The sequence below is a fragment of the Syntrophomonas sp. genome, assembly GCF_028707975.1.
GTDB lineage: Bacteria > Bacillota > Syntrophomonadia > Syntrophomonadales > Syntrophomonadaceae > Syntrophomonas.
The window spans coordinates 1-7,058 of the sequence record NZ_JAQVZX010000092.1; the positions used below are offsets into that span (position 1 = coordinate 1).

Below are 7,058 nucleotides of genomic sequence, written 5' to 3' on the forward strand. Positions count from 1 at the left end.
GCTATGGCGAGAACCCCCACCAGAAAGCTTCTTTTTACCGCTTTATGACCCCGGGGCTGGGATTGCCTGATGCCCGGCAATTGAATGGCAAGGAACTCTCCTATAATAATATAATTGATACCCAGGCAGCCTGGGAACTGGTACGGGAATTCGATGAACCGGCCTGTGTTATTATTAAACACACCAACCCCTGTGGAACGGCGGTAGCCGCAACCCTGGAGGAAGCCTTCGACCGAGCCTTTGCCGCTGACCCGTTGTCCGCCTTTGGCGGCATTATTGCCTTGAACCGCCCGGTTGACGGGGCTACGGCCCAAAAAGCGGCTGAGCCTTTTATGGAAGTTATCATCGCCCCAGCTTATACCCCCGAGGCTTTGGAAAGCCTTCAGGCCAAGAAGAACCTGCGAGTACTGGAACTTCCGCTGGAAGTCGCCGGGGGCTTGCAGATAAGAACTGTAGCCGGTGGTTTCGTGGTTCAGGAAAGTGACCGGGATGAGCTGGATATGGATAAACTGCAGGTAGTTACCCAGAAAGAACCTACTGCCGAGCAATTAACGGAACTGGCCTTTGCCCGCAAGGTGGTCAAACATATAAAGTCCAATGCGATTGTCGTAGCCCGAGATGGGGTGACTTTGGGTGTTGGTGCCGGGCAAATGAACCGGGTGGGTTCAGCCCGTATTGCCCTGGAAAGTGCCGGGGAAAAGGCCCGGGGGGCTGTGATGGCTTCCGATGCCTTCTTCCCCTTCAAGGATACGGTGGAATTGGCAGCCCAGTATGGGATTACCGCCATAATTCAACCGGGTGGCTCGGTAAGAGATCAGGAGAGCATAGATGAATGCGATAAACACGGTATTGCCATGGTCTTTACCGGTATAAGGCATTTTAAACATTGATGCTACTGCAAAAAACCAATTGTTGCCCATGCGTAGACAGCGAGCGGTATATTTAATACAAGTATAATTTTGATATCAATATTAAAGAGCACGAAAGAACCATCTACTTGTGCTAAAAGGAGGCAGCTATGGGGAAAAAGCTTTTGCTTATTGGACAGGGAGGAAGAGAGCATGCACTGGCCTGGAAATTGGCCCAGAGCCCGGAAATAGAAGCACTGTATGTGGCTCCGGGTAATCCCGGCATAGCCGCTATAGCAGAGTGCATTTCCATAGGAGTAAATGAAATAGAAAGCCTGCTGGAATTTGCCCGGAGCCAGCGTATAGACCTTACCGTGGTTGGGCCGGAAGCCCCGCTTATGGAGGGTATAGTAGACCGTTTCCGGGAGGCGGGCTTGAAAATATTTGGCCCTACTACTGCTGCCTCCAGGTTGGAAGGAAGCAAGGTTTTTGCCAAGAACCTGTTAAAAAAATATGGAATCCCCACGGCTGATTATACGGTATGTGAAAGATTGGATATGGCTTATGCTTCTGCCAGGACTTACACTGAGCAGGGGAAAGCAGTAGTAATAAAGGCTGATGGACTGGCAGCGGGTAAAGGGGTGACTGTTGCCGCCAACTGGGAAGAGGCCAGCCAGGCTATTGACAGCATGATGAAAGACAAGAGCTTTGGTCAGGCTGGTGAAAGACTGTTGGTGGAGGAGTGCCTGCTGGGGGAGGAAGTTAGTTTCTTTGCTATTTGCGATGGTAAGGATTATATTTCCCTGTTGGCTGCCCAGGATCATAAAAGAGTCTTCGATAATGATCAGGGCCCCAATACCGGAGGTATGGGAGCCTATGTCAACCCTCCAATTTTTGACCGGGAACTGCAAATGCAGGTTATTAAAAATATAATAGAACCGATCATTAAGGCCATGGCAGAAGAAGGATGCCCCTATCAGGGGGTGCTCTATGCCGGGCTGATGATAACTGCCGAGGGGCCAAAAGTGCTGGAATTCAATGCCCGTTTCGGTGATCCGGAAACCCAGGTGTTGATGCCCATGATTAAAGGTGATATTTTGCCGGTGCTGGAGGCTGCCGCCAGTGGAAAGCTGGGTGGTTTGCAGCTGGAAATAGAAGAAGGCGGCTGTGTGGCGGTTATTCTGGCCTCCGCAGGCTATCCCGGAGATTATGAAAAAGGGAAAATCATTAAGGGCTTAGATAGGCTTGAGTCGGATACCCTGGTATTCCATGCCGGAACCAGCAGAAGGGATGAGAATCTCGTTACCGCTGGTGGCCGCGTTTTGGCAGTAGTCTGCCGGGGGCAGGACATGAGAGCGGCCCGGGATAAGGTTTATCAAGAGGTAAAAAAGATAGAATTTGATGGAATGCATTACCGCCAGGATATTGGCATAAAAGCAATGCAACATGAGGTATAGGAAATGAAGCTGATAATGCGAGTTTTATCACGGATACTGTTAATAGCGGCTGTAATCGCTATGCTCTATTTCATGCCTACCCGGGAGTTTTTGAAAACAACTTTCATGCTGGGTATGCCCTTCATTGTAGCTTTGGCCATAATGAGAAAAAGACCCCGCTATTCATTCTTATGGATTGTTGCCTTCTTGGCACTATTGGGAATCGCCGGGGGTTATGTTTATTTATTAACCCAGCTCCCGGAGCGGATAGAAACCCGCCGTATTATCAGTGAGGGCGGATCTTTGGTGGCAGAAGGAAAATTCGATAAAGCTATAGATGAATACAAGAAGTTGGAAAAGCTGGGCAAGCCTGAAAAAATGAAAGAAAAGATCGCCATAGCGGAGCAGGAGAAGCGGGCAGCCGCTATGCTGCAGGAAGCCCAGGATTTGATTGCTGCAGGTGAAAAGGAAAAAGCGAAGAAACTATTAGAGTCTATTCCGGATAATACCAGGGCTGCAGTGCAGGCGAAACGATTGCAAAAAAAGCTATGAGGAATAAGCATATGTAATTAATTAAGGAACGGGGACACATCAGCTTCGCAGAAATGTCCCCCATTCGAAAACGGGGTGAGGAAATGGTAACACTGGAAGTGGTAAAGAACAGTCCCATGGTGGAACAGTATATGCAAATAGGCAATGCCTATATCGGTAATATTGGAGCCATAGAACATGACCTGCACCATGCCGAGCAAACTTCGCAGCTTTGTTCGGAGATTCTGGAAAAACTGAACTTTCCTGCACGAGAAGCTGAGCTGGCTGCCATTGCTGGTTTTTTACATGATATCGGCAATCTGGTTAACCGATATGGGCATGGTATGTCCGGGGCTATTATGGCTTTTTATCTTTTGCTGGACTTGGAAATGGATACAGAGGAAATAGCGACTATTATGGGAGCCATAGGCAATCATGAAGAACAGGCTCAGGGGAAGAGTATTAATAATGTGGCGGCGGCTCTGATTTTGGCTGATAAGTCTGATGTACACCGCTCCCGGGTGCGAAAAACTGAGATGTCAGCTTTTACTCCGCGCGATAGGGTTAATTATGCAGTTACTGATTCCCGGCTGGTAGTTGTTCCAGAGGAAAAGACGATAAGTATGGAAATTGATATTGATAACGAAGTATGTTCAGTAATGGAGTATTTTGAGATATTTTTGACCAAGATGCTTATGTCCCGGCGGGCTGCCGAGTATTTGGGCTGCAGATTCGAACTCTTGATTAATAAGAACCGGCTATTGTAAGGCTTTTTTTGCTTCTTGTAGGGAGGTATGATTATGACATTTTCACCTGGCTGGAAAGACCAGCATACTGATTTTCTGGTTCAGGCTCTATTATGCCTCCAGAACGAAGAGGATGCTTATCGTCTGTTGGATGACCTCTGTACCGTTAGTGAGATAAAGGCTATGTCACAACGGCTGGAAGTAGCACGACTGCTGGCCGGGAATATCAAATACAATGAAATAGCTGCGGATACCGGAGCCAGCACAGCCACTATTAGCCGGGTAAAACGTTGCCTTAATTATGGTGCTGATGGTTACCGCAGGATATTAAATAATTTAAACGGGGAGAAGAATAATGAAGAGTAGAAAGATTTCGCGGGGCCTGCGTGACCTCTTACCCCCGGAGCTAAAAGTCCGCCGTTTTATGGAAGAAAAGGCAGCGGCACTTTTTGCCAGCTATGCTTATGAGGAGGTTATGACTCCCACCTTTGAATATCTCGAAGTAGTGGAAATAGGAACCGGAGGGAATATAAGGGAAGAGCTCTTCCTCTTTATGGATAGGGAAGGAGGCATTCTCTCCCTGCGCCCGGAGATGACCACGGGGATTGCCCGTTTGGCTGCCACCCATCTGCGTGATGCGGTTTTCCCGCAGAGACTATATTATCTCAGCAACTCTTTTCGCTATGTCCAGCCTCACCTGGCCCAATACCGTGAGTTCTGGCAGGCCGGCATTGAATTGCTGGGTGCCGAGGGAGTACGGGCTGATGCCGAGGTGATTACTATTGCGGTCAAAGCGCTGCAAGAGATGGGTTTGGATAATTTCAAAATAAGCCTCAATCAAATAGCCATTTTTAATAGTCTTTTGGATGAAAGCGGTTTAAACCGGGAAGAGAAAGACTGTATCAGGAGCCTGGTGGAAAATAAAGATTTGGTGGAATTGTCCCGGGTTCTGGAATCCCTGGACATTGATGATGAACTCAAAGAAACTATTGCCATACTCCCTGTTTTGCATGGGGGGATTGAAGTCCTGGACCGCTTGCCTTATGTGGAAAAAAACCGGCGGGCCCTGGCGGCAGTACAGGAACTGCGTGAAGTATATGAAACCTTGCAGCTTTGCGGGGTGATTGACCATATAGTAGTGGATATGGGAGTTCTCCGCGGGCTGGATTATTATACGGGCACGGTTTTTGAAGGTTATTCCCCGGAGCTGGGATACGGCCTGTTGGGTGGCGGCCGTTATGATCACTTGCTGGGGAAATTTGGCTTTCCCTGCCCGGCCACAGGATTTGCCCTGGGAATGGACCGCCTGGCTCTGCTTTTGAAGCACCCGGCCTTGCAAGAAGCCCCTCGATACCTGGTGGGGGGGAAAGACTTCGCGGCGGTAATAGCTCAGGCGGAAGAACTCAGGAAGCAGGGCTTTGCCGTAGAAATAGATGTAGAAGGAAAGAGCCGGCAGGAGCTGGAAAGAAAGCTGGAAGGAAGGGAAAACTGTATAACTGGAGGATTAATCTATGTATGATGATTACCTGACCATCGCCCTGTCCAAAGGAACTCTACTAGAGCCCACCCTGGAAGTTTTTAAGAAATTAAAGCTGCCTGGTGAGGGAATTGATGATAAAAGTCGCAGCATGGTATTTACTTATGATAAAGAACGGGTAAAGTATATCATGTGTCGTCCCACCGATGTGCCTACCTATGTCGAACAGGGAGCGGCCGACCTTGGTATAGTGGGCAAGGATGTAATTGTGGAACAGGCTCGGGATGTTTTTGAAATGGTGGACTTGCAATATGGATACTGCCGTTTTGTAGTAGCGGTACCGGAGGCCATTAAAAATATAGCGCTTAAAGATTTGAACTACAAGCGAGCTGCCACCAAGTTTCCGGTAATAGCGGAGAATTTTTTCCGCAGCCAGGGACTGCAGGTGGAAATTATAAAACTGCATGGCAATATAGAACTGGCACCCCTGATGGGGCTGGCCGATATGATCGTGGACCTGGTTTCTACGGGGCGAACCCTGAAAGAAAACCGGCTGGTGGAGTTTATTAAAATAATGGATTCCACCACCAGGCTGATATGCAACCGGGTGAGCTACCGCACCAAACACCAGCAGATTCAACCCCTGATTGAAAACATGCAAAAATTAAGTACAGGAGGCAGTGCTTGATGAATATAAAGAGATTTGATGGAGCTTCAGAGGATTTTAAGCATTTTTTAGCCGCCAGTAATGCCAGTATGAAACAATACGAAGATAGCGTAGGAGAGATTGGCCGGCAGGTGCAAGAGAAAGGTAATCAGGCCATATTTGCCTTTACCTTAAAGTTTGATGGAGCAAAAATCGATGAAAGCAACTTCCTGGTTTCTGAAGATGAGATTGAGGCGGCTTATGATGCAGTTGATGATGATTACATATTTGCTCTAAACCAGGCTATAGATAATATCGCTGCTTTTCATGACAGACAGTTGAAGAACTCCTGGATGGAACCGGATGAGCGCGGCAATATACTGGGACAGCTTTACCGGCCTTTGGAAAGGGTGGGTATATATGTACCCGGCGGAACTGCGGCTTACCCTTCGTCAGTACTTATGAATGCCATACCGGCCCAGGTAGCCGGGGTAAGCGAAATAGCTATGGTGACTCCACCGGCTAAAGATGGTTCCATGAATCCCTATACTCTGGTAGCGGCAGCTGAACTGGGAATCGAGGAGATATATAAGATGGGCGGTGCCCAGGCTGTATTCGCTCTGGCCTATGGTACGGAGAATATTAATAAAGTGGATCTGATAAGCGGTCCCGGCAATATCTATGTTACTATCGCTAAAAAAATGGTTTATGGTGATGTAAATATCGACATGCTGGCTGGTCCCAGCGAAATACTGATAGTTGCTGATAAGAAAGCCAACCCGGCTTACCTGGCAGCGGATATGATGTCCCAGGCGGAACATGATGTACTGGCTCGCAGCATACTGGTGACCGACAGTGAGACCTTGATTGAGCGGGTACGGGAGGAAATCGAGAAGCAGGTGCAGGAACTTTCTCGCCGGGATATTATCAGGCAGGCCCTGGAGAGTTACGGGGCGTTGGTACTGGTTCCCGGAATGGATCAGGCCTGTACGGTGGCTAACCTGGTGGCCCCCGAACACCTGGAATTGATGGTGGAGCATCCTTTTGATTATTTGAGCCGGATTCGCAATGCCGGGGCTATTTTCCTGGGAAAAGATACCCCGGAACCGGTGGGGGATTATTTTGCCGGTCCCAACCATATTTTGCCCACCGGCGGAACCGCTCGTTTCTATTCCCCGGTTAGCGTAGACACCTTTATGAAGAGCTCCAGCATTATTTATTATTCTCCGCAAGGAATAAGGGAAGACGCCGAGGGAATAATGAAGCTGGCTGAGGTGGAAGGGCTTACTGCCCATGCCAATTCCATAAGAATAAGAGTAAAGGGAAAAAAGAAAAAATAGAAATAGAGGATACTTAGGAAAAATAATTTTATGA

8 protein-coding genes are annotated in these 7,058 nt (G+C 48.3%); all 8 read left to right on the plus strand.

Annotated features, from left to right (window positions below; all coding sequences use genetic code 11):
• On the plus strand, positions 1-890 hold an 890-nt coding region (purH, locus tag PHP87_RS09865), incomplete at its 5' end, for a bifunctional phosphoribosylaminoimidazolecarboxamide formyltransferase/IMP cyclohydrolase (protein WP_299920834.1).
• Positions 891-1,018: 128 nt separating this feature from the next.
• A complete protein-coding gene (gene purD / locus PHP87_RS09870; protein WP_299920838.1) occupies positions 1,019-2,305 on the plus strand; it encodes a phosphoribosylamine--glycine ligase in 1,287 nt (428 codons plus the stop codon).
• 3 nt (positions 2,306-2,308) lie between these two features.
• Positions 2,309-2,836, plus strand: a complete 528-nt coding sequence (locus PHP87_RS09875; RefSeq protein ID WP_299920841.1) for a hypothetical protein — start codon at positions 2,309-2,311, stop codon at positions 2,834-2,836.
• A gap of 83 nt (positions 2,837-2,919) precedes the next feature.
• Entirely contained in the window at positions 2,920-3,582 is a 663-nt protein-coding gene (locus tag PHP87_RS09880) for an HD domain-containing protein (RefSeq protein WP_299920843.1), read from the plus strand.
• A 33-nt stretch (positions 3,583-3,615) separates the two neighbouring features.
• Positions 3,616-3,927 carry a YerC/YecD family TrpR-related protein gene (locus tag PHP87_RS09885; RefSeq protein ID WP_011641164.1) on the plus strand — a complete coding sequence of 104 codons (312 nt, stop codon included), beginning with the start codon at positions 3,616-3,618 and terminating at the stop codon, positions 3,925-3,927.
• Entirely contained in the window at positions 3,917-5,080 is a 1,164-nt protein-coding gene (hisZ, locus tag PHP87_RS09890; protein ID WP_299920850.1) for an ATP phosphoribosyltransferase regulatory subunit, read from the plus strand. Before PHP87_RS09885 ends, hisZ begins: the two co-directional genes overlap by 11 nt.
• On the plus strand, positions 5,073-5,726 hold the full coding sequence (gene hisG / locus PHP87_RS09895) for an ATP phosphoribosyltransferase (protein WP_299920853.1): 654 nt from the start codon (positions 5,073-5,075) through the stop codon (positions 5,724-5,726). Before hisZ ends, hisG begins: the two co-directional genes overlap by 8 nt.
• Positions 5,726-7,024 carry a histidinol dehydrogenase gene (gene hisD / locus PHP87_RS09900; RefSeq protein ID WP_299920857.1) on the plus strand — a complete coding sequence of 433 codons (1,299 nt, stop codon included), beginning with the start codon at positions 5,726-5,728 and terminating at the stop codon, positions 7,022-7,024. The genes hisG and hisD overlap by 1 nt, the downstream gene beginning before the upstream one ends.
• Positions 7,025-7,058 lie beyond the last annotated feature (34 nt).

What these genes read in the sequence shown, in the direction of transcription:
- hisZ (WP_299920850.1), top strand. Translation starts at nt 3,917, where the DNA reads ATGAAGAGTAGAAAGATTTCGCGGGGCCTGCGTGACCTCTTACCCCCG.
- hisG (WP_299920853.1), top strand. Translation starts at nt 5,073, where the DNA reads ATGTATGATGATTACCTGACCATCGCCCTGTCCAAAGGAACTCTACTA.
- PHP87_RS09885 (WP_011641164.1), top strand. Translation starts at nt 3,616, where the DNA reads ATGACATTTTCACCTGGCTGGAAAGACCAGCATACTGATTTTCTGGTT.
- purD (WP_299920838.1), top strand. Translation starts at nt 1,019, where the DNA reads ATGGGGAAAAAGCTTTTGCTTATTGGACAGGGAGGAAGAGAGCATGCA.
- hisD (WP_299920857.1), top strand. Translation starts at nt 5,726, where the DNA reads ATGAATATAAAGAGATTTGATGGAGCTTCAGAGGATTTTAAGCATTTT.
- PHP87_RS09875 (WP_299920841.1), top strand. Translation starts at nt 2,309, where the DNA reads ATGAAGCTGATAATGCGAGTTTTATCACGGATACTGTTAATAGCGGCT.
- PHP87_RS09880 (WP_299920843.1), top strand. Translation starts at nt 2,920, where the DNA reads ATGGTAACACTGGAAGTGGTAAAGAACAGTCCCATGGTGGAACAGTAT.